Annotated in this window: 22 protein-coding genes and 1 pseudogene; 9 read left to right on the top strand and 14 right to left on the bottom strand. The window is 63.2% G+C overall.

The genetic code is table 11. The features are described from left to right. Positions 1-60 precede the first annotated feature (60 nt). Positions 61-438, top strand: a pseudogene (locus tag AACP59_RS07865) (DUF3073 domain-containing protein); the annotation flags it as partial. A 426-nt stretch (positions 439-864) separates the two neighbouring features. On the opposite strand, the gene AACP59_RS07860 reads toward AACP59_RS07865, so the two are convergent. Further along, on the bottom strand, positions 865-1,293 hold the full coding sequence (locus AACP59_RS07860) for a sterol carrier family protein (RefSeq protein ID WP_297317110.1): 429 nt from the start codon (positions 1,291-1,293) through the stop codon (positions 865-867). Positions 1,294-1,508: 215 nt separating this feature from the next. Continuing rightward, the gene (locus tag AACP59_RS07855; protein WP_297317111.1) at positions 1,509-1,736 is read right to left on the bottom strand and encodes a hypothetical protein; all 228 of its coding nucleotides are present in this window, start codon (positions 1,734-1,736) and stop codon (positions 1,509-1,511) included. Between the two features lie 246 nt (positions 1,737-1,982). Here AACP59_RS07855 and AACP59_RS07850 point away from each other — a divergent pair, with 246 nt between their 5' ends. Further along, the gene (locus AACP59_RS07850; RefSeq protein ID WP_339350763.1) at positions 1,983-2,756 is read left to right on the top strand and encodes a rhomboid family intramembrane serine protease; all 774 of its coding nucleotides are present in this window, start codon (positions 1,983-1,985) and stop codon (positions 2,754-2,756) included. 412 nt (positions 2,757-3,168) lie between these two features. Here AACP59_RS07850 and crgA read toward each other — a convergent pair whose 3' ends face one another. Then, entirely contained in the window at positions 3,169-3,774 is a 606-nt protein-coding gene (gene crgA / locus AACP59_RS07845) for a cell division protein CrgA (RefSeq protein ID WP_297317113.1), read from the bottom strand. A gap of 88 nt (positions 3,775-3,862) precedes the next feature. Here crgA and AACP59_RS07840 point away from each other — a divergent pair, with 88 nt between their 5' ends. Next, positions 3,863-4,615, top strand: a complete 753-nt coding sequence (locus AACP59_RS07840; RefSeq protein ID WP_297317114.1) for a DUF881 domain-containing protein — start codon at positions 3,863-3,865, stop codon at positions 4,613-4,615. Then, entirely contained in the window at positions 4,612-5,739 is a 1,128-nt protein-coding gene (locus AACP59_RS07835) for a class E sortase (protein ID WP_339350765.1), read from the top strand. The genes AACP59_RS07840 and AACP59_RS07835 overlap by 4 nt, the downstream gene beginning before the upstream one ends. Before the next feature lie 268 nt (positions 5,740-6,007). Here the strand turns inward: AACP59_RS07835 and pknB are convergent, their stop codons facing one another. Genes pknB through AACP59_RS07800 form a run of 7 tightly spaced genes read right to left on the bottom strand, consistent with a single transcriptional unit; the run spans position 6,008 to position 14,955 of the window. Beyond that, entirely contained in the window at positions 6,008-8,152 is a 2,145-nt protein-coding gene (pknB, locus tag AACP59_RS07830; RefSeq protein WP_339350766.1) for a Stk1 family PASTA domain-containing Ser/Thr kinase, read from the bottom strand. Beyond that, entirely contained in the window at positions 8,149-9,138 is a 990-nt protein-coding gene (locus AACP59_RS07825; protein ID WP_297317117.1) for a serine/threonine-protein kinase, read from the bottom strand. Before AACP59_RS07825 ends, pknB begins: the two co-directional genes overlap by 4 nt. Next, positions 9,135-10,598, bottom strand: a complete 1,464-nt coding sequence (locus tag AACP59_RS07820; protein ID WP_339350767.1) for a peptidoglycan D,D-transpeptidase FtsI family protein — start codon at positions 10,596-10,598, stop codon at positions 9,135-9,137. The genes AACP59_RS07825 and AACP59_RS07820 overlap by 4 nt, the downstream gene beginning before the upstream one ends. Then, positions 10,595-12,127, bottom strand: coding sequence for an FtsW/RodA/SpoVE family cell cycle protein (locus AACP59_RS07815; RefSeq protein ID WP_297317119.1), 1,533 nt, complete (start codon positions 12,125-12,127; stop codon positions 10,595-10,597). The genes AACP59_RS07820 and AACP59_RS07815 overlap by 4 nt, the downstream gene beginning before the upstream one ends. After that, positions 12,124-13,689, bottom strand: coding sequence for a PP2C family protein-serine/threonine phosphatase (locus AACP59_RS07810; protein WP_339350768.1), 1,566 nt, complete (start codon positions 13,687-13,689; stop codon positions 12,124-12,126). Before AACP59_RS07810 ends, AACP59_RS07815 begins: the two co-directional genes overlap by 4 nt. A gap of 6 nt (positions 13,690-13,695) precedes the next feature. After that, positions 13,696-14,214 (bottom strand): FHA domain-containing protein FhaB/FipA, encoded by a 519-nt coding sequence (locus AACP59_RS07805; RefSeq protein WP_370466001.1) that lies wholly within the window; start codon positions 14,212-14,214, stop codon positions 13,696-13,698. Positions 14,215-14,250: 36 nt separating this feature from the next. After that, positions 14,251-14,955, bottom strand: a complete 705-nt coding sequence (locus tag AACP59_RS07800) for an FHA domain-containing protein (RefSeq protein WP_297317122.1) — start codon at positions 14,953-14,955, stop codon at positions 14,251-14,253. A gap of 288 nt (positions 14,956-15,243) precedes the next feature. Between AACP59_RS07800 and AACP59_RS07795 the strand changes: the two genes are divergently transcribed. After that, positions 15,244-17,802 carry a S9 family peptidase gene (locus AACP59_RS07795; RefSeq protein WP_339350769.1) on the top strand — a complete coding sequence of 853 codons (2,559 nt, stop codon included), beginning with the start codon at positions 15,244-15,246 and terminating at the stop codon, positions 17,800-17,802. A 197-nt stretch (positions 17,803-17,999) separates the two neighbouring features. Further along, on the top strand, positions 18,000-19,331 hold the full coding sequence (locus AACP59_RS07790; RefSeq protein ID WP_297317124.1) for a chloride channel protein: 1,332 nt from the start codon (positions 18,000-18,002) through the stop codon (positions 19,329-19,331). 61 nt (positions 19,332-19,392) lie between these two features. Here AACP59_RS07790 and AACP59_RS07785 read toward each other — a convergent pair whose 3' ends face one another. From AACP59_RS07785 to AACP59_RS07775, 3 genes are all read right to left on the bottom strand, one after another. Then, on the bottom strand, positions 19,393-19,713 hold the full coding sequence (locus tag AACP59_RS07785; protein ID WP_339350770.1) for a hypothetical protein: 321 nt from the start codon (positions 19,711-19,713) through the stop codon (positions 19,393-19,395). Between the two features lie 15 nt (positions 19,714-19,728). Beyond that, complete coding sequence (locus tag AACP59_RS07780; RefSeq protein ID WP_339350771.1) at positions 19,729-19,869, bottom strand: hypothetical protein; 141 nt, start codon at positions 19,867-19,869, stop codon at positions 19,729-19,731. A 141-nt stretch (positions 19,870-20,010) separates the two neighbouring features. After that, positions 20,011-20,193, bottom strand: coding sequence for a hypothetical protein (locus AACP59_RS07775; protein WP_339350772.1), 183 nt, complete (start codon positions 20,191-20,193; stop codon positions 20,011-20,013). A gap of 95 nt (positions 20,194-20,288) precedes the next feature. On the opposite strand from AACP59_RS07775, the gene AACP59_RS07770 reads away from it, so the two are divergent. Next, complete coding sequence (locus AACP59_RS07770; protein ID WP_297316506.1) at positions 20,289-20,537, top strand: hypothetical protein; 249 nt, start codon at positions 20,289-20,291, stop codon at positions 20,535-20,537. Here the strand turns inward: AACP59_RS07770 and AACP59_RS09545 are convergent. Beyond that, the gene (locus tag AACP59_RS09545; RefSeq protein ID WP_370466000.1) at positions 20,482-20,727 is read right to left on the bottom strand and encodes a MerR family transcriptional regulator; all 246 of its coding nucleotides are present in this window, start codon (positions 20,725-20,727) and stop codon (positions 20,482-20,484) included. The genes AACP59_RS07770 and AACP59_RS09545 overlap by 56 nt on opposite strands. A gap of 309 nt (positions 20,728-21,036) precedes the next feature. Between AACP59_RS09545 and AACP59_RS07765 the strand changes: the two genes are divergently transcribed. Together AACP59_RS07765 and AACP59_RS07760 are read left to right on the top strand one after the other, a co-directional pair. Further along, positions 21,037-23,760 carry a YhgE/Pip family protein gene (locus tag AACP59_RS07765; protein WP_339350773.1) on the top strand — a complete coding sequence of 908 codons (2,724 nt, stop codon included), beginning with the start codon at positions 21,037-21,039 and terminating at the stop codon, positions 23,758-23,760. Further along, positions 23,757-26,087: a YhgE/Pip family protein gene (locus AACP59_RS07760; RefSeq protein ID WP_339350774.1), complete on the top strand. Its 2,331-nt coding sequence runs from the start codon at positions 23,757-23,759 to the stop codon at positions 26,085-26,087. Before AACP59_RS07765 ends, AACP59_RS07760 begins: the two co-directional genes overlap by 4 nt. Positions 26,088-26,091: the final 4 nt, after the last annotated feature.

Raw genomic sequence — 26,091 nt, 5'->3', positions numbered from 1 at the left:
AGGTAATGCAAACTTACATTCATGGTGCCTAAGTGCACGTTACCTGGCGAAGGGGGTCGGATGGGCCGCGGACGTCAGAAGGCTAAGCAAACGAAAATAGCCCGTAAGCTCAAATATCTGACAACTGATACGGATTATGACGAGCTGGCCAAGGAATTGAGCGGCAAGGAACCCGGCGAAGAGCACACCGACCCATTTACGATGGTCGAGGCTGAATACGGCCGTGCGGGTTCATCCAAGAACACCTCCAAGGAATCCGATCCGGCCGATACCCCTGATTCGCCTGATACGGCTGTTGCAGAGCCCGCTCCTGTGGACGATGATCTGGATGATTATGCCCGTTGGGCTGCCGAGGCGGCGGCCAAGGCGACGTCCGGCGAGATGCCGGTGACTCCCAAGCCCCACAAGCGCATACCCATTCCCGTTCCCAGCATCCTGGGGCATCATGCCCCCAAGCATGTCCCGGCTGCGAAGTCCAAGGCTGCGAAGTCCGCGGGCAAGTCCGCGTCAAAGGTGGCCACGGCGGCCCCCAAGACACCCGAATCCAAGTCGACCGCAGGCAAGGCCTCTTCCAGGGCATCCGGTTCCAGATCGGCGGCCGCCAAGACTGTTTCCAAGGCTTCGACCAAGTCCGGTACCGGTACATCATCCGCAACCAAGTCTGCTGCGGGCAAGAAGGTCACGGCTGTCAAGGCTCCCGCCAAGACGGCCTCAGCCAGGGAATCCGGTGCGAAGAAGACCGGCTCCAAGAAGACCAGATGAGCCAGTGCCTCCAAGGTTTCAAGGGTCCACGTCTTTCCTGGCGTAAACCCTCAGTCGTTTCGGATTTCGGATGATTCACTCGGGGACAGCGGTGGGTGAGAATCAGACCAGAGGGAGCAGCTCGTGCAGGTCATCGCGTTCGCCGACGGCACTGATGTGGCCGGCCTCCCGCTCCTCATTCCATCGGGTCACCCCTGCGGCCAGGCGTAGCCAGACTTCAGGGTCCAGTTCAATCACATCTGGCGGGGTCAGGTTATGGGGGTCCGAGGCCGGGCCATCCAAAATCTTGACGGCTCCCCAGGGGGCCACCCTGACCTCTACTCCCGGCCCCGGGGCCTTGATCTCCAGCATGTGCAACGAGTAGCGTACGGCCATGGCAACCTGACGGCGGGGGACCTTCGGATTGATGGTCATCCGTGCGGTCGCATCATCGGGGTCGTCCAGGGCCTGCTCGGCCTCCTTGGCCAGATCTCGCCAGGACAGGAAGTCCCGACGGCCCTCGACCACGTCCTCTTTTCGTATGGCGCTCATGCCTCTATTGTGGCGCGATGAGGAAACCGGCGTGTCATCCCGCTTCTCCCGGCATGGTGGATTCCTGCAGGACAGGTTTCATGCGCCCTGGCAGAGGGTATGAAAAAGGGAACCTGTTGCCCTCGCGCATGCAGCCGAAGCCATCAATCATCCTATTGAGATGAATGGGTGGACGTGCATGGCGTTGGGTCAGGCTCCCTTCCGACCGGAACGGTTCAGGCCTCGGTTCCCTCTTGGAGAGGGGAATCGGTGTCCGTGGACTCCTCACCCTCATCCTTGGCCAGGCCCAGGTCAACCGGCGATGAGCTGTTCTCCCAGGGCTCCTCCCAGGGATCGTAATCCGGGTTCTGCTGCTTGTATACGAACAGAGCGACAACGCCGGCCAGCAGCGTGCCGAAGAGCAGTGCAAAGAACTTCCAGCCGTTTGAAGATTTATTCTCCATGTTTGGCTCCTTTCGACGACGATATGTCGGTCTTGCCCAGATTGGCCGACTTGCTCACCATTCTAGTGGATGGAGGAGAACGGTTGTGGCGACGGGCCGATTGAAGCACGGAAAGAGCACACGGGAGGCGGCGCCAGGCCGTTCAGATGGCCGATCCTCCAGCCTGCCTGATGAGGAGGGGAATGGGTTGCCACCCCGATCTCGGTGTCGGCGGATGGGGGGCGGGAGCCGGGGTAGAGTGGGCACATGGTCAACGGCAACTACACCAATCCGGGAGGCTCAGGCAGGGGGTCCGGCGGACCCCTGGCCTACATGCGCAGGCGGTGGGGCGATGACCTGCCCTTGGTGACCATATGGATCACCCTGATCTGCGTCCTGGTTTGGCTGGTGCAGATGGCCGCCTACCTATTCAGGTCGCAGAACTACCTGTTCGTCCTGGTCAACCAGCTGGCATTCGCCCCGGCCCTGGCCCTGCGGCACCCGTGGACCTTCGTCACTTCCATGTTCATGCACTCCACCAACGTGACGCACATCCTCTTCAACATGATCACCCTATGGGTGGTGGGGCCCGTGCTGGAGCGTTCCCTGGGGCGGTGGCGCTTCCTGGCCCTCTACCTCCTGAGCGGGCTCGGCGGCGATCTGGGCATGATGGTCTACGCCTTCCTGGTGCCGAACGGGTGGAACATCTCGGCCATCGGCGCATCCGGGGCCCTCTTCGGACTCTTCGGTGCCATCCTGGTGATCTACCGACGCATGGGGATGGACATCCGGTCCATGGTGGTCTGGATGGTCATCAACTTCTGCATGCCCCTTGTCGTGCCGGGGATCGCCTGGCAGGATCATGTGGGCGGCTTCCTTATCGGTCTCCTCTGTATGGTGGCCCTCGACCGCATCGCCGGTCGGGCCAGGAGCGCGAGGTCCTTCACAATCCGGTGGGTCGGCATCACGGTGGTCTTCCTGGTGGTCATCACCGCCCTGGTGCTGCTCTGCAATGCGACCAACCCCATGCCTCCCATGTGAGGTGTATCCCCGCCGACTGTCGAGGCTGTCCCTGTGGTGGATGTCATGGTTGCTGTGCAGGCGGTGAGTGATGCAGGAGGAGGGTGTACGGCATCGGTGTGGTTCTCCACCTGTAAATAACAAGCGTGTAAGCTATCCACAATTGTTGATAAAAGTGTGGATAAGCTGCGTATAAGTATCGGAATCTGGTGCATATGCCAGGTGGAAATGTGGATAAGTCCTTTGGGTTTTGCCTATATAGAGCGGTTTCCTAGGCTTATCCATCTATGTGCGATCACCGAAAGGAAAAATGTGGATAAGTCGGACGTCCAGAGCGTGGATATGGATTCCCGCATCGGCACCTGGGTACAGAAAACCCCGGACCGCCTATCCACATGACAGCGGTTCCGGGGTTTCGGAAGGATGACTTGACTCAGTGCCACCACATGGTCATCAGGAAGCCGACCAGGAGGATGCCGAAGCCCACCGCCAGGTTCCAGTTGCCGATCCTGGGGATCGGATAGACGTTGCCACGGGTGGAGGAGATGTAGTAGACCACAATCCAGATCAGGCCCAGCAGCATCAGGGTCACGAAGAGGGGGACGAACCAGCGCGGGTTGGCCTTGGTGCCCTTGATGGTGTCCTCCACGCGCTTGGTGTTCTCCTCCTGGCGCTGGACGATGCGACGCATCTGGGGGGTCATGTGCTTCTTGTCGACGCTCTGGTTGAGGACGGCCTCGACCTTGTCCATGGACAGGCCGAACTCATCCTCGTCCATATCCTCATCGGAATCTCTATTCTCAGACGTCCTGGAGTCATTTTCCCTGGACTCAACAGATTCCTGCTTCTTGGACTCGCGGGACTTCCCGGTCCCCTGGGCCTCGGAATCCTTGGACTCATCAGCCGTGGCGTCTCTGGTTTCCTCCGACTTGTCGGATGCAGACTTGGACGTGGGCTCCTCGGTCTCAACGGCCTCCCCGGCCTTGACAGGTTCCTCGTCCACCGCCTCGTCCTTGTCATGGAGCTGATGCTCTGCCATGAGAATATTCTCCTTCATTTGGTCTACTAAGACATAGTAGCGGTTAGACTCGAACGTAATACTATCGCAGATGGGAATGAGGGGTGCAATGGCCAGGAGGACGGGCAGGCACGGTGCTCGAAGGTCCCTGATAGGTACCTTGTCGGTGGCTGTCATCCTGGCATTGGTCGGGTACATGCTGGTTGTGAACATCCGTGTCAACCGGACCGTGACCGTCACCTCCGATACGGCGGGCCTGGTCGAGGAACGCGAGAGCAAGGTCGCGGACCTGCGCCAGGACATCAACTCCATGAGCAACCAGATCAACGCCCTGAAGAGTCTGACGGACGACAGGGACGGGTCCAATTCCGGTGAGGATGCCGGGGCGGGTACGGTCCTCAAGGCCGTCCAGGGTCCCGGGCTGACGGTGACCCTGAATGATTCCCCCCTCTGGCAGCAGAAGGTGGGACAGGACGGTTCGGCGGCCAATATCAACGATTACGTGATTCACCAACAGGACGTGGAGAGTGTTGTTAACGCCCTCTGGGCCGGTGGGGCCGAATCCATGCAGATCCAGGACCAGCGGGTACTGCCCACCTCGGCCGTGCGCTGCGTAGGCAATGTGCTCCTCCTGCATGGCAGGAAGTACTCGCCGCCATATAAAATCGCTGCCATAGGTCCGACCGACAGAATGAACAAGGCCCTCAATGATTCACCATCGATCAAGGTCTATAAGGAGTATGTGAATACGCTGGGCCTGGGATGGAAGGTGGAGAATTCCGACAACCTCAGATTTGCCGAGGCTACGGCAGTGCTCCAGCCCCTCCAATACGCATCGGTGGATGAGAAAGCGCAGCAATGACATCAGAAGAGCCAGAAAACAAGGACGCCGTTGACCCGGGTCGGGAAACCGGTCGGGAGCCCGAAAGGGGCCGTAGCAGGCTGGTCTCGGCGGCGGAGGTCCTGGGGGAGCTGCTGATAACCCTGGCTGTCCTCTGTGCACTCTATGTGGTCTGGCAGCTCTGGTGGACGGGTGTCCAGTCGGAGCACCGGCAAATCGAGACCCGCGAATCCTCCGCATGGAGCAAGCCCGCCTCCGGTGATACCAAGCGTGTCGCCCCGCCCCAGGGTGGTGAGCCTCCGGTCGAGCCCAGGTCGGCCTCCGAAGGCGACCTGATGGCCCAGCTCTACATTCCGCGTTTCGGCGAACACTGGGAGCGCAACGTGGTCCAGGGCACCTCACCCTCCCAGCTGGCCTACGCAGGCCTGGGACATTACCCCAACACGCAGATGCCGGGCGAGGTCGGCAATGTGGCCCTGGCCGGTCACCGTGCCGGATATGGTGAGCCGCTGGCCCATGTGGATGAATTCAAGGTCGGCGACGCCATCGTGCTGCGGACCAAGGATTACTGGTACGTGTATCACTACACCTCCTACAGGATCGTCCTGCCCGACCAGGTCGACGTGATTGCCCCCAATCCCGAGAACCCGACCGGTCCGGCCACCAAGAGGATGATCACCCTGACCACCTGCGAGCCCAAGTATTCCACGGCCACCCACCGCTGGATCAGCTGGGGGGAATTCGACTATTGGGCCAAGGTCTCCGATGGCGTACCCAAGGAGCTCATGGGCGACAAGGGGGCCGATGTGGTCTTCGCCCAACAGGCCTCGACCCCCCTGGCCAAGGTCGGCTCCCTACAGAACGTGATCCTGGCACTGGTTGCGGCCTACCTGGTCATCTACCTGGCGGCCCTGATCGCGTGGCGCTATCCGGTCCTTCGTGAGATCAGGGAGGGCACCAGGCCCCGTCCGGTGGCCAGCATCTATGGTTGGCTCCTGCGTCACCAATCCGGCATAGCACCGATTCGTTGGATTCTGATGATCCTTCTCGTCCTGGTCGTCGCCTGTGCCCTGCTGGAATGGGGCTTCCCGTGGCTGGCGACCAATGTGCCCTTCCTCAGGCAGATGTCCAACTACGCAGTCTGAATCCTGACGCGGTATGAGCCCGGGGCCCGCCGGCTGTTGAAGCCGGGGTCCCGGGCTCATGCATGGATGCTGTTGGGGTCCGTTCCTTTGCCGCATGCCGACTCGAGATGCCCCCTCCGCTCTCGGAGATACGGAACCCTACTTGACGGTCTGCTGTTCGCGGGTCACTTTCCTTTCTTCTGATGGTGGGTAACAGGCAGCCGCCCCACAACGCAGGTTGTGGGGCGGCTGCCTGTTCATGTGCTGCGGTTTTGGGAGCTGACCCAGGTCAGTTGCTGGTTGTGACGGTCACGGCCTGGGTGCCATCGACCGATGTTCCCGGTGCCGGGCTGACGCCGGTCACCTTGGCGGTGTCCGAGTTCGGTCCGGACACGGAGACGTTGGTGATGCCCAGGGCCGAGAGCCTGCGCTTGTAACTGCCGAGGGTATCGCCATTGAACGGGGGGATGGGGCCGCCGGTAGTGGTCAGATTCACGGTGTCCTTGGCCTTGTCGATGGCGGTTCCAGCCGCCGGATTCTGAGCGGTCACCTTGGCATTGTCATCGCCCGGGCCGGTGACGTTGATCTTGACGCCGTCACCCAGCTCCTGCTTGGCCTGGGCCAGGGTCTTGCCGATCAGGGATGGCATGTTCATCCCGCTGGATACGGTCAGGGTGATCATGGCGCCCTGCTGAATCGAGGAGCCAGAGGTCGGGTTGGAGCTGATGACCGTGTTCTTGGGCACCGTATTGGAGGCTTCCTCCTGGATGGTGATGTTGAAATGCTGGCTCTGCAGGATGTTGGTGGCCTCATCCTTGGACTTGCCGGCCACGTCTGGCACCTTGGTCATGCCCGAGGAGATGTAGAGCAGGATGCTGCTCCCCTGGGGAATACTCTGCCCGCTGGCCGGGTCGGTCCGGGTCACATGGTCCTTCGGCACGTCGGGGCTGTCTTCGACGGAGGCCGCCGGAGATACCTTGAAACCCGCCTTTTCCAGGGTCGTCCGGGCCTGGCTCTGGCTCTGTCCCTTGACGTCGGGTATGGCGGAATCCTTGGGGCCTGCGGAGAACCAGACGGTTACCGTGGACCCCTTGGGGGCCTGGCTGCCGCCCTTGGGGCTCTGCTTGGTGAAGGTGCCCTTGGGTTCGGAGGAATCGGTGTCCTCCTTCTCCTGGTACTTGAAGCCGGCGGCCGTGATTTTCTCCCTGGCCAGGATCTTCGACATCTGGTTGTTGATGGTCGGTACCGTGGCGGTCTGCGTATGGTCCCTGCCGAGGACGGCCCAGGCTCCCAGACCGATGGCCAGGGCCAGGATGGCCCCCAGGATGGAGCTGATGATGATCCTCTTCCTGCGCTTGGCCTTGTTCTGCGCCGCCCTGGAGGTCTTCTGGGCGGTGGCGATCGGGGCCTCACTGCGGGCGGGGGCCTCGATGGGGTTGAAGGCCTGTGTGGCTGCCGTGGCCTCGTCGGCCGGGGGGAGGGCGGCGGTGGCGGCCTCCTGCTCGGCGTCCTTCCTTGCCTTCATGTTCGAGAGGTCGGTCAGGGGGTTGAAGGCGGCGGCCACCGGGGTGCCACCGTTCATGTAGGCCATGATGTCGTTCTTGAAAGCCGTCGCCGTGGCATAGCGGTTCTGGCGGTCCTTGGCCATGGCCTTGGCGCAGATGGAATCCCACATCCGGGGCAGTCCGGGCACGATGGTGCTTGGCGGGGTGGCCACCTCGGAGACGTGCTGGTAGGCGATGGCCACGGCCGAATCCCCATTGAAGGGGGGACGTCCGGTCAGCATCTCATAGAGGACGCATCCGGCCGAATAGAGGTCGGAGCGCATGTCGACGCTCTCCCCCCTGGCCTGCTCGGGGCTCAGGTACTGGGCCGTGCCCACCACACCCTGGGACTGGGTCATGGTGGCGGCCGAGTCGTCCAGGGCCCGGGCGATGCCGAAGTCCATGACCTTGACGATGCCCTGTTCGGAGATCATGATGTTGCCGGGTTTGATGTCGCGGTGAATGATCCCCATGTGGTGGGAGTACTCCAGGGCGGTCAGGACTCCCAGCATGACCTGCTCGGCATCACGCTGGCTCAGGGCGCCGTTCTCCTTGAGAATGGCCCTCAGGGTCTGTCCCTTGACATACTCCATGACCAGATAGGGCACCCGCTCGTGGTTGCCCTGGTCATCGGTCAGCATCTCCTCGCCCGAGTCGTAGATGGAGACGATGTTGGGATTGTTGAGCTGGGCTACCGCGTGGGCCTCGCGTCTGAAACGGGAAAGGAATATCTCGTCGTTGGTGAGATCGGACCGCATGATCTTGACGGCAACGGTCCTGCCCAGGCGGGTGTCCAGGGCCGTATGGACCTCGGCCATGCCGCCGCGCCCGATCAACTGCCCGAGCTGGTAGCGTCCGTTCGCCAAGGAAGGAGGCAGGGTGATGCTCATAGGGTATCCCTTCGATTCATCGCTTCAGGACCGTCTGCAATGCTGTTTCCATCTTGCGCCCAGGGAAGGCTGAATAGGTTTTTCGCCACGTGGGGCTGGCTGATGATGCGCCTTGGACGGGGTGCATTGGGGTCTATCGTTTCCGTCTGTCCAACCTGTTGATCGAGCAGACGCTGCTCGATCTTGGCCATGGTACGGGAGACCACCAGGGCGTTCACCGGGCGGTCGCGCGGATCCTTGGCCAGCATGGACATGACGAAGTTCATCAATTGGGTGTCTACCGTATCGGGCAGGGGCGGCACCGGGTCGTTCACGTGTGCGGCGGCGATGTCGACCGGGGTGGCTCCGGTGAAGGGTCGGTGACCGCACAGGCCCTCGTAGGCGACCACGCCAAGGGAGTAGATGTCGGATTGAGGGGTGGCCTGGAGACCCTGGGCCTGTTCCGGCGAGATGTACTGGGCCGTGCCCACCACCATCCCGTCCTGGGTGATCTGTCCCTGGTTGGTGGAGTAGGAGACACCGAAGTCGGTGATCTTGACCTCGCCTGTGTCGGAGACCATGATATTGGCCGGCTTCACATCGCGGTGGATCACCCCGTGTGAGTGGGCCACGTAAAGACCCCGGGCCGTCTGGATCAGGATGGGCAGGAGCTCGATCGGGTCCAGGGGTCCCCGGGACCGATAGATGTCGGCCAGGGAGTCGCTGGGCACGTACTCCATGATCAGGAAGCCGATGCCGCCATGTTCGTAGTACTCGAAGAGAGCGGCGATGTTGGGGTGAGCCAGGTTGGCCGAATTGTGGGCCTCGGCCCGCAGCCGCAGGAGCTTGGACTCCTCGTTGGTCAGGTCGCCGCGCAGGGCCTTGATGGCCACGACACGTCCCAGTTCGATGTCATAGCCTTTCCAGACCTCGCCCATGCCCCCCTGGGCCAGGCGCCGGTCGAGACGGTACCGTCGATGGATGAGCTGTCCCTGTATCAGTTTCACTTGGCAGCCTCCTGCATCACGCTCTTCATGATAGGGCCGGCGATTTCCATCCCATAGGAGGAGATGCCGTGAACCACCACGGCGACCGCCACCTTGGGCTTGTCGGCCGGGGCGAATCCTATCATCCACCCGTCATTGGAGGTGTTGCCGTCGCCGATCTGGGCGGTGCCGGACTTGGCGGCCACCTGCATGCCGGGGATCTGCAGTTCCGGGTAGCTCTTGGTGGTCACCCCCTCCATCATCTGGGTCAGGGCCTTGGCGGTGTCCGTCGAGAAGGTCTGCGAGTAGACGGATGGTGTGGTTTCGCTGATGACGCTCAGGTCGCTGGAACGGACCCGGTCAACCAGGGTGGGCTGCATGAGTCTGCCCTCGTTGGCCACGGCTGCGGCCGTCATGGCGTCCTGAAGGGGGGTGGCCAGGGTATCACCCTGACCAATGGAGGCCAGGGCTATCCTGTCGGAGGTCTGGTCGCCGGGGAACTTGGAGGCTACGGCCCGCATGGGGGAACCGGTGGAGTTGGTCCCGTCCAGGGTGATCGTGGACCCGTAACCGAACTTCTTGGCCTGGTTTGAAATGGCCTTGCCGCCCAGGGAGACGCCCAGCTGGGAGAAGGCGGTGTTGGAGGAGTAGGCCAGGGCGTCCTGCATGCTGATCTTGCCGTTGGTTCCATTGCCGGTGGCCGTGGCGTTGGTCAGGTTGTAGGAGGTGCCGGGCAGGGTGTACGAGGCCCCCGCCGGGAGCTCGCTGTCAGGCTTGTATTGGCCTGATTCCAAGGCAGCCGCGGCCACGACCACCTTGAAGGTGGACCCTGGCGGGTAGAGCTGGGAGGTGGCCCTGTTCAGCATGGGGTTGTCGGGGCGGGAGGCCAGGTCCTGGTAAGCCTTGGAGGCGCCGGCGCTGTCATGGCCCGTCAGGGTGCCGGGGTCGTAGCTGGGGGTGCTGACCATGGCCAGGATCCGCCCGGTGGACGGCTCGATGGCCACGACCGATCCGGACAGGTTACCAAGCATCCGGTAGGCGGTCTCCTGCATACGGGGGTTGATGGAGGTCTCGATGGAGGCCCCCTTGTTCTGGGTGCCTGTGAAGAGTGACTTGACCCGGTCCATCCAGAGGATGTCGGACTGCCCGCTCAGGAGGCGGTCCCTGGAGGCCTCGATGCCCCGGTCGGCCGGGCTGGTGATCGAGTAGTACCCGGTCACCGGAGAGTAGATATCCCCGTTCTTGTATTTGCGCTGATACTGGAAGGAATCATCGGTGGGATCGGACTGGGCTATGACGGTCCCGTCCGAGGCCAGGATGGCCCCTCGGGGGGCGGCATACTCGTGGTAGAGGGCCCGCATGTTGCGTGGATCGGCGTTCAGGGAATTGGCCCGGACCACCATGATGATGGTGCTGGAGATGCCCAGGATGACGAAGAGGGCGATGACCGCATTGAAGAGCTGTCGCAAGGCCTTGTTCATGCTGCCCCTCCCTTCACCTGTCGGACCGGGGAACCGACGGTGTCTGCCCGGCTCTCGGTCTCGGCCCCACCCTGGGCGTGACGGCCTTCCGCCTTGCCGGATTGGCTGCCATGGCCTGCTGGGGACCCGTGGCCCTCCCTGTCGATCCCTTCCTCGGTCTCGTGCTGGCGCAGGACCGCCAGGGCCTCGTACTTGAAGGTATCGGAGGAGACCTCGGGGGCGGGCTTGTTGGCCGCGTTGGAGATGATGATCAGGAGGATGGCCAGGATGCAGTTGGCCACCAGGCTGGAACCGCCTGCAGCCATGTAGGGCATGGTCAGACCTGTCAAGGGGATGACCAGGGTGATGCCGCCCACGACCGTGAAGACCTGGAAGGCCATGGTGAAGACCAACCCCGAGGCCAGGAGCTTGCCGAACCCGTCCTTGATCCTCATGGCCGTGATCATGCCCGAGGCCACGATGACCAGATAGAGGGCCAGGACGACCATGAGACCGGAGAGACCCAGCTCCTCGCCAACAGAGGAGTAGATGAAGTCGGAATTGGCCAGAGGGGTAATCCAGGGGCGGCCCTGACCCAGGCCGGTGCCGGTCAGTCCGCCGGCGGCCAGGCCGAAGATGCCTCTGACCAACTGGCCGGAGCCCCCGAAGGCCTTGCTGTACTCGGCATCGCTGAAGGGGTGGAGCCAGGCATCGACCCTGGCCCCGACGTGGGCAAAGACCATGGAGGCCATGACGGCTCCGGCGACGAAGAAGACCGCGCCGATGACGATCCAGCTGGTCCGGCCGGTGGCCACGTAGAGCATGGAGACGAACATGGCGAAGTACATGAGCGAGGTGCCCAGGTCGTGCTGGACGACCAGGACCCCCAGGGAGATCATCCAGACAATGATGATGGGGCCGAGGTCCTTGATCCTGGGCATCCTCATGCCCAGGACCTTCCGGCCGCCGACGGCCAGCTGGTCGCGGTGGTCGAAGAGATAGGCGGCGAAGAAGAAGGCCAGGAAGAGTTTGGCGAACTCGCCGGGTTGGATGGTGTGGGACCCCACCCCCACCCAGATGCGCGCCCCGCCGATCTCACGACCGACGACGGGGAGCATGGGGGAGAGGAGAAGGACCAGGCCAACGACCATGCTGACGTAGGAGAAACGGCGCAGCACCCGGTAGTCCCTCAGGGTCACTACCAGGATGCCGCAGAGGACCAGGGCCAGGCAGAGCCAGACCAGCTGGGTCATGCCCACCTTGGTCGGACTGCCAATCTTGGCGTTGTGCAGGTCGATTCTGGTGATCAGGGTGATGCCCAGGGAACTCAGGATGACCAGGCTGGGCAGGATGACCTGGCTCCCGTAGGGCTGGAAGACCTCCAGGAGGGCCCAGAGCGCGATGAAGAGGACCGCCGTCACCAGGAGCATGGAGGTGAAGGAGCCGGGTATGCCCCCCCCGGTCCGGGCGAACATCTGGAAGAACCCGATGAACCCTACCAAAAGTGAAAAGAGCAAGAGCAGCAGGCGTCGCAGGCGTGTGGAGATCATGAGGAGTGCTGACCGCCCTCTGACTTGCCTGGTGATGACGAGGACGAGGCCGAGGGGGAGGCGACCGGCTTGGTCTTGCTGCTTCCGCTTCCCTGTTCCGTCTTCAGGTTTTTGGCCTCGCGCCTAATCAGGGCGGCATGCTCCTCGGCATCGGTCAAGCTGGAGACCGTGATGCCCTCGTCGAGCTGGTCACGCCAGGACTGGGGCAGGCTGCTTATCTTGATGTCGGTCGACTTGACCGGGTGGGAGAGGGGGACGGCGAAGGCCTTGGTGGGCACCCCTTGGTAAATGGTGACCCTATCGTTCTCCTGACCCAGATAGTACTGCTGCTGGCTCCAATAATAGGCGGCGGCCGTTCCGCCGACCAGGGCCACCAGGACCAGAGCCACGATGGAGGCCAGAATGAGACGGAGCCGACGACGGTGCGAGCGGTCGCGCCTGCGTTGTTCCAGGTGTTCCTTGTGGATGGCGTCGGCCACATCAGGGTCGTAGGGATCGTCCGTCTGCGAGCCGTCCTCCTTGAGGATGACCGGAATCTCTCCCGTATCGGGCACGTGGCGCTCGCCGCTCTCCTCACGGGCGGACGAAGGCTGAACCATGACCCCTTGGATCTCCTCTTCCTTGTCCAGGTCACCGCCCTGGGTCAGTGCGGCGGCCCGCTTGGCGGGTGACTCGTTGGATTCATCGCGGAGCCTGGGCGTGGCCGCGACCGGCTCGTCGAGGATGTCGGCCAGGGCCTCCAGGTTTGAGCTGGCGGCCCCACCGACAAGGGGGGTCTGGTGGGGAAGGTCGAAGGCATCGGCGTCCAGGGCCAGGGTGGCATCGGCGATGATAACGGTGACGTTGTCGGTGCTGCCGGCCTTCAGGGCCATGGTGACCAGTTGCTGGGCGCACTCGGCCTGGTCGGAGACCGATTCCAGGACCTCGGTGATGGTCGAGTCCTCCAGGACCCCGCAGAGACCATCGGAGCATAGCAACCACCGGTCTGCCGGACGGGCCTTGCTGATGGAGATGTCGGGCCGGGGGTCGATGTCGAAATCGCCCAGGACCCTCATGACCACGTTGCGCTGGGGGTGGCTCCTGGCCTCGGCCGGAGATATGCGGCCCGTGTTGATCAGATGTTGGACGTAGCTGTGGTCCTGGGTCATCCGTACCAGCTTGCCCTCGCGCAGGAGGTAGGCCCGGGAGTCGCCGATGTGGGCCAGAACCCAGGAGCCGTCGGCCAGGGCCAGGGCGGTGACCGTGGTCCCCATGCCCGAGAGGCGGTGCTCCCGCTTGGCCTTTCCCACGATGGCATCATGGGCGGCGATGACCGAGGTCTCCATCATCAGGGCCAGGGATTGCGGGTCCTGATGATGGTCGTCACACTCGATGTGGGCCAGGGACCTGATGGCGATGGTCGAGGCCGTGTCGCCGCCGGCATGGCCACCCATCCCGTCGCACATGGCCACCAGGCGCTCGCCTGCGAAGGCGGAGTCCTGGTTGTTGCTGCGCACGTAACCCACATCGGAAACGGCCGTGGAATAGAGGAACAAGCGTTGTGATTGGTCGGTCTGGGTCATGGGCGCCTACCTCAACTCAAAAGTCGTGGCACCGATTCGGACGGGCACCTCGGCCGGCAGGATGGTCGGCGCGGTGATGCGCTGCCCCGAAACGATGGTGCCATTGGTGGAGCCCAGGTCTTCGATGGCCCACTGGCCGGTGGCCGGGTCCTCATAGACCCTGGCGTGGTGTCCGGAGACGAATTCGTCATCCAGGACAAGGGTGTTGGAGGAGGAACGACCCAGGGTGATGGGCTGATCCGAAAGCGGGGTGGAGGACCCGGCCAGGGGTCCGTCGATGACCACCAGGAGGGTGGGGCCTACCTGCTGCCCCGATGAGGGCTGGTTGACGAGGACGGGGGAGGTGGAACTGGCCGTCGAAGGTACCCGGCGGCGGGCTGCGCGTTCGCTGCGGCGGCGGGTATGTGAGGTATGGGGCGAGAAGGTCTCGATGTCCTTGCGCAGGGACTGGATTGCCAGCCAGACAAAGACCCACAGCAGAGCCAGGAATCCATATTTGAGGATGGCGAATGTCAGTTCGGTCAGCATAATGATTTCGACCTTACGTCAAGGTCTGGCTATTTACGAATCCTGTTCCTGTGAAGAAGCCCAGTACAGGATGCGGGTGCGGCCAATGGTGATGGTGTTGCCGTCAAGCAGGGTGGCGGCGGGAACCTGGTGTCCTTCCACATAGGTTCCGTTGGTGGATCCCAGATCGCGGGCGACCACGCCCTTGTCGGTGATTTCGATCTGGAGGTGGCGGCGGGAGATTCCTGCATCGTCGATGACGATGTCGCAGGAGGACCCACGGCCGATCGTGGTCTTGGGAGCGGTCAACAGGTACTGCCGACCGTTGATTTCAAGGACGGGGCAGTCCTTGGATTCGCTGGGGGTGGTGACTGGAGCCGCGTTGCCCTGGACGGACTCCGCGCTCAAGTGGAAGTCGCCCTTGTTGAGGTTAAGGTCCTCTTCGAAGATGACCACGACAGGGCCGACAAAAGCGTAATGCTGGCTTTCGGCATACTTGGTGAGATTATCGGCCAACTCGTTGGCCAGGGCTTCGGATCCCCACTGCTCGATCCTGTCGAAGTCCGGGGTGGAGAGTCTGAACCGGTACTCGTTGGGTGCCACCGTGCGGTCGCGACCGACGGGCATGGCCTGCGAGTCTATCTCGCGCTCAAGGGCGCTCGACAGGTCGACAGGCTGCAGATCCTTGGAGCCGAACTTCGAGAAGACACCGTTGACGGCACCTTCCACGCTCTTCTCGAAACGGTCGAGAACGCTCATAGTCATCCCTTTCTAATATAACCCTTTCATAGTACGTGACCGGGGGCAGGGTGGGGGATGAGCCTGAGGATACTTGCAATTTCTTCAATGAAGTTCGACCCTGCAGGCCTTATGGAAGGAGATGGGTGTCATCCGCCTCTGGGGGGTTGCTCGGGCGGCTATGCGGGGTCGAACCGGCCGAGGTGCCTTGATACGGGGATTCACCTTTGGGAGAGCGGAAGCCTATCATCGGTGCAGGTGCATGGCCTGATGGAAGGTCCATGCCGGAGCGCTTGGCAGGAGAAGAGCATGGTCGAAGAGGAGAACCCGAATAAACGGGAGTCCGGTCCCGTTTCGGCAATCGAGGACTTTCCGCGTATGAAGGCCCGCACCCTCAGGTTCACCCTGGGTGCCCCACGGTCCGCCAGGGCCATTGGGGACGGTTCCCGTGCCCTCTTCCTGCGCTCTGATGGGCCGGAGGATCTGGTGACCTCCCTCTGGCTTTCCTCCTTCGATGCGGATGATCACCACCATGAGGTTCTCCTGGCGGACCCCAGGGACCTCCTGGCCGATGCCGACGAGGAGGACGTCCCCGCCGCCGAACGGGCACGGCGTGAACGCTCGCGTGAAGGCGGGGAGGGAATCGTCTCCTACAGCGTGGACCGGTCCGGCAGCCGGGTGGTCTTCACGCTCGGCGGCCAGCTCTGGCTGGTCCAGATAGCCCGGGACGGCCTAAGCGCCTCGACCCGGACCCTGGGGCGGATGGAGGCCGACGGGAGCCGCCACTATGCAGGCCAGGCCATCCTCAACCCGACCATTTCGCCAGACGGGTTCAGGGTGGCCTATTCCACCGGTTCCTCCATGTTCATGGTCCTGATCGGCCGGGAGGCCGGTCTTGACCGTGAGTTCCCCCTGCTCGCCCTGGGTGCCGATGCCGGGCAGGAGACGAGTCTGGGACTGGCCGAATTCGTAGCCGGTGAGGAGATGGATCGGTACCAGGGATTCTGGTGGTCCCCCGACTCCGATGCCCTCCTGGTGGAGCATGCCGATGCCTCGGATGAGCCGGTCTGGTACATCAGTGATCCGGCCAATCCACAGGTGGCCCCCAAGCCCAGGCGCTATCCGCAGGCACTGACCAGGAATGCCCGGGTGGGGCTGGCCATGGTCAGCCTTGACAGGGAGGGCCGACCCTTCCGGGTGGGTGAGGTGGATTGGGACCACCAGGCCTTTGAGTACCTGGCTGTGGTCCGCTGGCAGGACGGGCATCAGCCCCTTCTTCTGGTGCAGAACCGCCGGCAGAGCGAAGACAGGATCTTGAGCGTCGAGGTATCGGCCCTTGTGGGTTCTTCTGACGACGGGAGCGAGAACCGTCCGGCGGGCGAGGATGGCGAAGCCCCCCTGCTCGATTCGGCCAGGGCACCTCGGGTACCCACCCGTGAGCTGGGATCCCACATGAATGACCGGTGGATCGACATCGTGGAAGGGCTGCCGGCCTACCGCCCCGACGGGGGCCTGGTGGACGCCCTGATCGACACCCGGTGCGACACCACACGGCTGCAGGTGGACGGCAAGGCCTTCTCCCCGGCGGGATGCCAGATCAGAGAGGTCATCTCGATCGGCTCCAATGACATTCTGGCAATCGTTTCGACCGACCCGCGCAGTTTCGACCTGATGCGGCTGGGTTACGACGGCAGCGTTCACGTACTCAACCGGTTGCCGGGTCTTTGGACGGCCTCCCGGGCAGGACGGGGGATTGTGGTCGGGTGCCGTACCATGGCCTCGGCCCATGGGCAGATCAAGCACTGCTATCTTGGAGAGGATGACTGCCTTGACCGGTTGGGGGTTGACGGGCTGGGCCTGATCACCGATGACCGGCGGAAGGTCGCCGATGGTCCCGCCTCGACCTCGGAGGCCATGGCTGGCGGAATGTCGGCCGGCACCTCCCGGTCCAGCACCCAGACGGCGGCGGTCGGCCGCGACCAGGTCGATCCCGGCCACCTGAACAGTCTCGGGGCCTGGAGCGCAGTCCTGGCGGACCAGAGCAGCCAGCCAGGATTCATCCCCGATGTCGACTTCGTCCGTATGGGTGCCCACGGCCTCTTCGGTGCCATTGTTCACCCCTCGTCCGCCAGCCCCTATGCCGGGGCCGAGCACCTTCCCGTCCTCTTGAAACCATACGGGGGGCCGGGTGCCCAGCAGGTCCTCTTCAACCAGGCCTATTACTGGGAGTCCCAGTGGTGGGCGGACCAGGGCTTCCTGGTCCTGACCGCCGATGGGCGTGGCACTCCGGGCCGCGGTCCCGCCTGGGACAGGGCCATCTTTGAGGACATGGCCCAGGTGACCCTGGATGACCAGCTGGAAGCCCTCCAGGCGCTGCCTGACTTCGCCCCCGAGGCCGACCTGGACCACGTGGCCATGATCGGATGGTCCTATGGCGGCTTCCTGTCGGCCCTGTCCGTCCTCCGGGCCCCCGATCGGGTTCATGCGGCCTGTGCAGGCGCCCCGCCCACCGACTGGACCCTTTACGACACCCACTACACCGAGCGCTATCTGGGCATGGATCCCGAGGTCTACCGGCGCAACAGCATCATCGATGAGGCCCCGCTCCTGCGCCGGCCCCTGATGCTGATTCACGGGTTCGCGGACGACAACGTGAGTGTGGCCAACACCCTGCGTCTCTCCGGGGCCCTGATGGCTGCCGGGCGGGAGCATACGGTCCTCCCCCTGGCGGGGATCACCCACATGACCAACGATGAGACCGTGGCCAGGAACCTGCTGATCCTCCAGCGGGATTTTCTCTACAAGGCCCTGGGCATGGAGGACCACATGGAACCCTCGTCGGCCCCTGTCCCTCCCGACCTGGCCTAGGAGGTTCACAAAGCCGGGGCTCCCGTGCGGGTGGGAGGAAGGTTCCCTTCCCCTGGCCACGGAAGTCCCGGAATCATAGCGGGGGAGGGGCTTCGAATAGGCCCTGGCCCCCGTTCCCCCCGCTGACTGGATCGGCCCGCATGACCAGTCTGGACAGCGGGTTTGGCAAAGGTGGACCTAGGGCTAGATTGGAGATCATGACCCAGGGATCGGAAAAGTCCGGCATTGACCGGGAGGGGGATTCCACTCCCTCCCCGGCCGGTCGTTCCCTGCCCAGACCCTGGATGCTGGCCCTGTCGGTCCTGGTCCTGGGATCCCTGGTGGGTCTGTCTTCCGGTCTCCTGGCCCTTTTCTTCGAGTGGGCCCAAGGAACCGTCCTGGGATTCGTCGAGTCTCCGGGAGTCTCCACACCCTTCCGGGTGCCGGCTCCGAGACGTATCGTCTCCGTGCTTATTGGCGGCCTGGTTGCCGCCCTGGTCTGGTGGTTCCTGCGCAACCACACCCGCAAGGTGCCCTCGGTGGACCAGGCGGTCAAGGGGGCCGATATGCCTTGTTGGCAGACGGTCCTGCATGTGCTGACCCAGATCTTCCTGGTGGCCGCCGGTGGTTCCATCGGCCGGGAGGTGGCCCCCCGTGAGGCCGGTGCCATGCTGGGTGGCCTCTGGTGGAGGGTGGCCCCCCGCCTTGGTCTGCACAGGGACGACAGGTCCCTCCTGGTGGCAGCGGCCGCCGGTGCCGGCTTCGCCGGCATCTATACAGCCCCCCTGACCGGCACCTTCTTCGGCATCGAGGTGCTCCTGACCCGAATCGACATGACGGCCGTCATGGTCACCCTGGCCATGTCATGCCTGGCCACCCTGGTGGGGGGATCCGTCAAGGGTTTCGACCCCTACTATCTGGTGGGTCACGATTCCTTCTCCCCCTGGTTCATGGCCTTCGTCCTCCTGGCCGGACCGGTCATGGGTCTGGCCGGCGCAGGCTTTCGCCGGTTGACCGCCTGGGCCCAAAACCACCGGACCACAGGGCCTGCCATCCTTTGGCAACTGACCGGAGTGGCCCTCTTGACTGGCCTGGCGGCCATCTGGATGCCCGAAGTCATGGGGAACGGTCGGGCCCTCGCCCAGACCGGCATGAGCCAGAAGATTGTTTCGGCGGGCTCCCCGGCATCGCTCCTGGCCCCGGTGGCCACCCTCCTGGTCATGGCCCTGGCCAAGGCCGTCCTGACGGCTGCCACCATCGGGGCCGGTGCCTCGGGGGGAACACTGACCCCCTCCATTGCCCTGGGCTCCAGCCTTGGTGCTGCCATGGGCCTGGTAATCGTCTGGTGGTTCCCGGGTCTGCCCCTCTGGCAGTGTGCGGTGCTGGGCGCCGCAGCCCTCCTGGCAGCCTCCCAGCAGGCCCCCCTGATGGCCATGGCCATGGTGATGGAAGTATGCCGTCTCCCGGTCGGGGCCTTCATGCCGCTGGGACTTGCCGTGGTCCTGTCGGTGGCGGTATCCCGCGTGTTGCTTACCGGTCGGAGGTCATGATCGACCGGGTCATGGTCGTGATTCCTCCGGGAGCTGCTTCCGAACGATTGGATCGGAGGAATCAGCCGGTCGGACGGTGAAATGCATCGTTGCGCACTTGTCCAGGGATGCGGTACGCCATGCAGCAGTGGATGGCATGCTTCCGAGGTTGGTCCATGTGCCCTTCCGGACACCGATCTGCTTCAGGGCCTTGCGGATGAAGATTCATTCGTTTCAGGTAATCGCCCATGAACAGCCTGAGGTGCCAGGTTGGTGAGGTCGACGTGGGAAAGACACAGGCCTTGCGGATGCCGGTCAGTGTCCTCCGTTTCCCCGTCTTCGTGATCACATGTGAAAGCCCTTCTTCCTCTTTCACGACCTTGTCGAAGAAGCCCTTCAGCATACGCGGGATCTCATTTCACCAGATCGGCGTAACGGGAATCAACACATCGCAGGTTCCGAGCAACCCCGGGTACTTGGTGACCAGGGGATCCTTGGTTCCTCCGGCGTGGTAGAGCGAAAGCTCCACAGCGTCGTAGACGGGGTTGAACCTATCCATGTGAGGTCCATGAGGTCATAGACGATGCCATCAGTATCCAGGGAACGAATCACGGACCGGAGGATGGCAATGTGGGACTGCCATCCCAAGGGTGGCAGTGGACGATCAGGGCATGGGTTGGCTTCATGCTTCGATCCTTCCTCATAGGGACCGACGTGCGTTCAGCTTCTGGGCCTGGTATGGGGTGTTTCGGGACAGTTCGGGCGGGAGGTCCTTGGGCAGCTGCTGATGGGCCAGACCATGCAGCCCCATCAGCATCGGTTCGGTCATGACCATGCCCGGGACCGAGACCGTGATGGCGTCCTTCTGGTTGGGCCAGGGCACCGGGGAGAGCCGACCCTGGCGATCTGACGTGCCTGGTCGGCGAAACGGGAAGTTCATCCCTGCCCCAGGGCATGCCGGCATTGCGGGTGGCATCGATGGCATCCTCCAGTGGTGAACGTAGTGGGGTCCGGCAGGTCGTCGAACCCGATCGCTTCCGGTCCTTCCTGATTTCCTTCGGACGCTCCTCCCGGGCGGCCTCGCCCTCCTCGTCCTTGCTGGCCTTCTTCTCGTTCTCCGAGTACCGCATGACCCTGTCGCCGCAGGAAGGAAGGACCACAGTAGCCCTGGTCAGGACGTCGCCCAGGCTCGTATCCGGGTCATCCACGGCCGCCGGAATCGTTTGACCTGGCTGATCGACGGTCCGGCGATGTGTATCAGGGCATCGATCAGGTGCGATTTTCTCAGATGGGATTCGTCGTATTCGCTGAGTCGAGCCCTCACCTTCCTTCCCGGTTGTGGCATCCCCTCGCGGGGGTGATACTTGATCGTGGACGCCGAAATCCTACTCCGGCGTGAGAGCTCAGCCGGTTTCATGCATTCCTTCTGAAAAACTCGTAGTCCCCATGACGGTGTGGTCGAGCGGTTTGAAGCAATTTCTACTGCATGCATTGAAAAACAATTATCTCATGTTTAAACCGCCCCGCCAGCCTGGCGGTCAGCTAGCATCGAGAATCAAGGATAGCGGTGGGATTCCTCAGAGGATTCACGAAGAGCTGACCCGATTGGACGGTAAGGAAGGGTAGCTATACTCGGGCCGGGTGAATTCCACTGGCGGGCATACCATATCGTCAGGAAGGGCCCGGCTGGATCCGGTTCGGATGAGTGAAAAGGAGGTTCCTGGCGGTGAGGACCATACTGGCCATCTTCAGGCGTGACCTCTGGCGGATATTGCGCAACCCCGTGGCCCTGGTGGTCACGATAGGTGTGGCCGTTCTTCCCTCCCTGTATGCCTGGTTCAACATCATGGCCCTCTGGGACCCATACAGCAACACCAAGAATCTTCCCGTGGCCGTGGTCAGCATGGACCGGGGCACCCAGTCGCCCCAGACCGGCAGACTCAACGCCGGGCGGTCGGTCATCCAGGAGCTGCGGTCCAACAAGAGCCTGGGATGGAAGTTCATGGACGACGACAAGACGGCCATCGACGAGGTCCATTCGGGCCGGTGTTACGCGGCCATCATCATTCCCGAACGGTTCAGCTCCGACCTGGTGGGCATCGTCGAGGGGACCGGGAGCAAGCCGGCCCTGAGCTACTACGTCAACGAAAAGAAAAACGCCATCGCCCCCAAGGTGACCGATACCGGTGCCTCCACGATTGACCAGGAGATCAACGCGGTCTTCGTCTCCGCTGTCAGCGACGTCCTGGCCGGGAAGGTCCTGGAGACCGCTGGTGACGCCAAGGAGGCGGCCAATCAGACCCGGAGCCAGGTGGTGGTCGACCTGGGTCAGACCATGGACCAGATCGACCAAATGACCGACCAGCTGGACCGGATCGACTCCACCATGGGGCAGGCCCGGCAGACCGTAACGGACTCCAAGCAGAACATCAAGAACCTCCAGGACCAGATCTCCTCCGCCCAGTCCACCCTGGGCAAGTCCCAGGGCACCATGACCCAGACCCGGGACGACAGTCTGAGATTCTCGACCGCCCTGAACCAGGCCCTGGCAGATGGAACCACCCACCTGTCCAAGGGTATAACCGATGTGAATACGGTGGCCGGTGGGATCACCTCGGGCCTGAACGCCACCCAGGACAGGGTGGATAGGGTCGACTCCAGCCTGGGGCAGCTGGTTGACGCCAACGGGAGGGCTATAGACGGGCTCCAATCCGGGCTGAACCATTCCGGCCTGCGCCCGGGAGACCCAGCCTATGACACCATCCAGCAGCAGATCACCAGTCTGGAGACCACCAACAGGCAGCAGAAGACCTCCCTGGACGCCTTCAAGAAGAATTCATCGGTTGCCCTGAAATCGGGCAAGCAGGCCACCTCGGACCTGAGCTCGGCCATGACCGCCACCGGCAGCACGGGCATCGCGGCCCTGACCACGGCCAGTCAGGGACTGACAGGCTCCACCATGCCCAATCTCCTGACAGGGCTGGATAACCTTAATGCTTCCAACGGGTCCCTCCAGGGCGCCCTGACCAGCCTGTCGACCACGGCCGCCCAGACCGCCACCCTGCTGGACCAACTTGATGCCACCATCGGTCAGGCCCAGTCCACCCTGGCCACGACCAAGACCTCCCTGATCTCGGTCAGGTCCGACCTGGACGGGGTCCGCACCGACGTGGCCGCCCTGGGGTCCTCGGCCGCCTGGAATCGGATATCCCAGACCCTGGGTCTGAGCCCCGAATCCTTCGGCAAGGCCATGGCATCCCCGGTGGAACTGGCGACCCACACGGTCTATCCGGTCAGCAACTACGGGTCCTCGGTGGCTCCCTTCTATACCAACCTGGCCCTTTGGGTGGGTGGCTTCATCCTGATCGCCATCTACAAGCTGGAGGTCGACAAGGAGGGCATCGGCAAGTGCAACGCCACCCAGGCCTACCTGGGTCGCTGGCTCCTCCTGGTCTTCGTGGGCTTCTTCCAGGCCCTGATTGCGACGGTGGGCGATCTGGCGCTGGGCATCCAGTGCCAGCAGCCCTTCCTGTTCGTCCTGGCCGGGGTTTTTGCCTCCTTCGTCTACATCAACATCATCTACGCCCTGGCCGCCTCCTTCCGGCATATCGGCAAGGCCCTGGCCGTGGTCCTGGTCATCCTGCAGATTCCAGGTTCCTCGGGCATGTACCCGATCGAGATGATGCCCGACTTCTTCAGGAACCTGAACCCCTGGCTCCCCTTCACCTACGGGATCAACGCCATGCGCGAGACCATCGGCGGCATGTACGGCTCCCATTACTGGCAGGACATGCTCCATGTCTTCTGGTACCTGCCGGCGGCACTGCTGATAGGTCTGGGGGTGCGACGGTACCTCCTCAACCTGAATGCCCTCTTCGATCGGCGCCTGGGTGCCACCGACCTGATGCTGACCGAACAGAACCACTCGGCCAACCGCAGTCTGAACCTGGGCGGTCTGGTCCGGGCCTTCCTCGGCGGCGAGGGGGACTACCATGCCATCCTGCGACGGCGGGCGCATCGCTTCCTGGCCCTCTACCCCTCCCTGATCCGGGCGGGTCTGGCCCTGGTCCTCCTGCCGGTCCTCTTCCTGATTCTCCTCTTCAGCACCGAGGCCAAGATCGTCATGCTGATCGCCTGCATCGCCTCCATCGTCCTGATTGACACCTACCTGATCGTGGTGGAATACATCTGCGACAGCTATGTCCAGCAGTTGGGCATAGCCGAGCGGCCCGACGAGGACTTCCGTTCCCTGATCCTGCCCTCGGGACGGGTGCGACATCCGGGCCCCCCAGCCGTGACCAGGCTGACCGCGGCCGTCCGCGAATCCGCCCCGGGGCGTGACCATACCGAGACGGACCATGATGATGAGAACGAGGGCGATACCGCCTGGGCGGCATCGCGGGATGCGGTCGACCGGACCGAGGGTTCCGAGGGTGGTGAGCGTCGATGAAGAACATCTGGAGGATCTTCCGCAAGGATCTGACCGATGCCACCAGCAACGTCATCGCCATCATCGTCCTGATGGGGCTGATCATCGTTCCGGCCCTCTATGCCTGGTTCAACATAGCCGCCAGTTGGGATCCCTACAAGAACACCACGGCCATCAAGGTGGCCGTGGCCAACACCGACAAAGGGTTCAAGTCCGACCTGATCCCGGTCAGGATCAACGTGGGGGAGACGGTCACCAGCACCCTGCGGGCCAACGACCAGCTGGACTGGAAGTTCGTCAACCGCGACCAGGCCTTGGACGGGGTGCGCTCCGGCGAATACTATGCCGCCATAGTCATTCCCAAGGATTTCAGCGCGGACATGATGACCCTCTTCTCGCCCGACATGAAGCATGCCAAGCTCGAGTACTACCTGAATGAAAAGAAGAACGCCATCGCCCCCCACGTCACCGAGCAGGGGGCCGACACTGTGGCCACGACCATAGACAAGACCTTCGCCAAGACCGTGGGTCAGGTGGGGATCGATCTGGCCAGCCAGGTATTCACCTACTCTCAGAGTCCCCAGGTCCAGGACTACCTGGACAGGGCCACCGGCCATATCACTCAGATATCGGAGAGACTGACCACCACCTCGAAGCAGGTGAACGCCTACGCGGGACTCCTGGATTCCTCCGGGCAGATGATCGACTCCACCGGGAAGATCCTGGGAGAGTCCGACTCCACCCTTTCCAAGACCAGGGAGTCCCTGAACCGCGGTGCCAAGGGGGCCAAGGACCTGGGCAAGTCCCTCTCCGGTTCGGCCGATGCGGTCAACACGGCCCTGGACCAGGCCTCGGGGGCCTACGACACCATCTCCTCCAAGGTAGATGTCGCCTTTACCCAGGTGGGGAACCAGAGTGATGCGGTCAGCAAGCAGCTGGATGACCTGAGCAGCCGGATCAACGCCTCGGCCGCCAACTACGACCAGATGATCGCCGGCCTGGACGCCCTGCGCTCCTCCGTCCAGTCGGACACCAGCCTGACGCCCGCCCAGCGACAGGCCCTCCTGGACGCCATCGACCAGGCCCAAGCCAACATGCGCACCGCCCAGGCCGCCCAGCGCGACCTGGCCGACCACATCAGCCAGGCCTCCCAGGCGGCCAAGGATGGCAACGACAAGCTGGATGGCCTCCATCAGGACCTGAAGGATATGATCAACCAGGCCCGTACCTCCGTTGATCAGGTGCGCGACCAGTACAAGAGTGACCTGAAGCCGCGTCTGGACGACCTGGCCGGGTCGGTCGATGCCGTGGTCGCCTCGACCGACCGGCTCCTGACCGGCCTGGACGGCACCATCAGGGGGGCCCCGGGCCTGACCGGTTCCATGGCCGACGACATCAGCCACACCAAGGATCAGCTGGGGAGCATCTCCCGGCGGCTCGACCAGGCCTCGAAGAAGCTGACCGACCTGAGTGGACACCTGACCGAGGCCTACCAGGGCCAGGACATCAAGAGCGTCAAGTCCCTCCTGGCCGGTGATTCCGACACCCTGGCCACCCTCCTCGCCTCCCCGGTCGGTATCAACCGGCACGCCGTCTTCCCGGTCATGAACTACGGGTCGGCCATGACGCCCTTCTATACCATCCTCTCCATCTGGGTGGGTGCCACGATTCTCGCCGCCATGATGAAGGTGGCCATCTCCGACAGGAAGAAGGCCTCCATCCTCCGCCTGGGTTCCCTCCAGGCCGCCTGGGGCCGGGCGGACGCCGACCAGGGCGGCCCCGACGACCCCCATCCATGGGGAAGGTTCCGCCCCGAGTCCCCGGGCAACGCCCGCCGTTTCGGTCTCAAGCTCTACCAGGAGTACTTCGGCAGGTTCATGGTCTTTGCCCTCATGGCCATCCTCCAGGGGTGCCTCATCGGTCTGGGTGACCTCTTCTACCTGAAGGTCCAGTGTGTGCATCCGCTGATGTTCATCGTCGTGGCGGTCTTCGCCTCCTTTGTCTTCATGAACCTGATCTACACCCTGGTGGTCTCCTTCGGCGACATCGGCAAGGCCATCGCCGTCGTCCTTCTGGTCATGCAGGTGGCGGGCTCGGGCGGCACCTTCCCCATGGAGACCCTGCCAGGTTTCTTCCAAGGGGTCTACCCCTTCCTCCCCTTCGTCCACGCCATCGGGGCCATGCAGTCGGCCGTGGCCGGCATCTACGGGATGGAATTCTGGAGGGAGATGGGTGCCCTGGCCCTCTTCCTGGTCCCCTCCCTCCTGCTGGGCCTCCTCCTGCGTAAGCCGGTGATTCGTTTCAACGACTGGATCGTCCGGAACCTGGAAAGCACCAAACTCATGTGAGGGG

This window comes from Bifidobacterium indicum (assembly GCF_036987015.1).
In the GTDB taxonomy this organism is placed as follows: Bacteria; Actinomycetota; Actinomycetes; order Actinomycetales; family Bifidobacteriaceae; genus Bombiscardovia; species Bombiscardovia indica.
Note: the sequence above shows the minus strand (reverse complement) of the source record. Positions and strands in the feature narration are given on the sequence as shown.